Annotated in this window: 2 protein-coding genes; both read left to right on the top strand. The window is 64.2% G+C overall.

Going from position 1 to position 713, the window contains the following annotated elements; genetic code table 11:
- Positions 1 to 204: hypothetical protein (locus IG74_RS52615; protein ID WP_234334701.1), on the top strand; the 204-nt coding region annotated here is incomplete at its 5' end.
- A gap of 108 nt (positions 205 to 312) precedes the next feature.
- Complete coding sequence (locus IG74_RS47340) at positions 313 to 690, top strand: integrase core domain-containing protein (protein WP_051856766.1); 378 nt, start codon at positions 313 to 315, stop codon at positions 688 to 690.
- The last annotated feature ends 23 nt before the right edge of the window (positions 691 to 713 follow it).

Raw genomic sequence — 713 nt, 5'->3', positions numbered from 1 at the left:
ACTGGTAAAAGCCGCGGCCTTCTTCGCCAAGGAGATCGTGAAGTAGGCGAGTTGTGCCACTTCATCAACGCGGAGAAGGCCACCAAAATCCGCCCCGGCGGCTACAGCGTCGCCCTGCTGTGCCGGACCCTGCGCGTGTCCCGCTCCACCTGTTACAGCTGGCTGGATGCCCGTCCGGGACACCAGGGCCGCTCCCGCCCCTGACCTGGTCGGACGCGATTTCACCGCCGATGAACCGGGCCGGAAACTGGTCGGTGACATTACGTACCTGCCGACCCTCGCGGGCTGGTGGTACCTCGGGCCGAGCTCGTCGTGGACGCCCTGCAGATGGCCGCCGGCCGGGGCGGGCTGAAGCCGGGCTGCATCATGCATACGGACCGCGGATCGGAGTACACGAGGAGGGTTATTCAGGACGATCTTGAGATTCGTATCGTTGCAGGTCGCAGTCCTGCTCGGGGACGAACCGGGTCCTGTTATGATAACGCTGCGGCCGAAAGCTTTTTCGGCCTGCTCAAAGCGGAGATCGGTACCACCGTCTGGGAATCCCAGGAGGCGGCCCGCGCTGACGTCTTCCGCTTCGTCGAGATCGAGTACAACCGCATCAGGCTCCGTGAACACCCCGAGTACGGGTACGTCACCCCACTCGAGACACGGACACTGCTGCAACCAGAGCTCGCCCCCGCAGCGTAACCACACGCTGTCCGAGGTCAAGG

Source organism: Streptomyces sp. NRRL B-1347 (assembly GCF_000720325.1).
Lineage (GTDB): Bacteria > Actinomycetota > Actinomycetes > Streptomycetales > Streptomycetaceae > Streptomyces.
The sequence above is the reverse complement of the archived record's forward strand: the minus strand, read 5'-3'. Positions and strand labels throughout refer to the sequence as shown.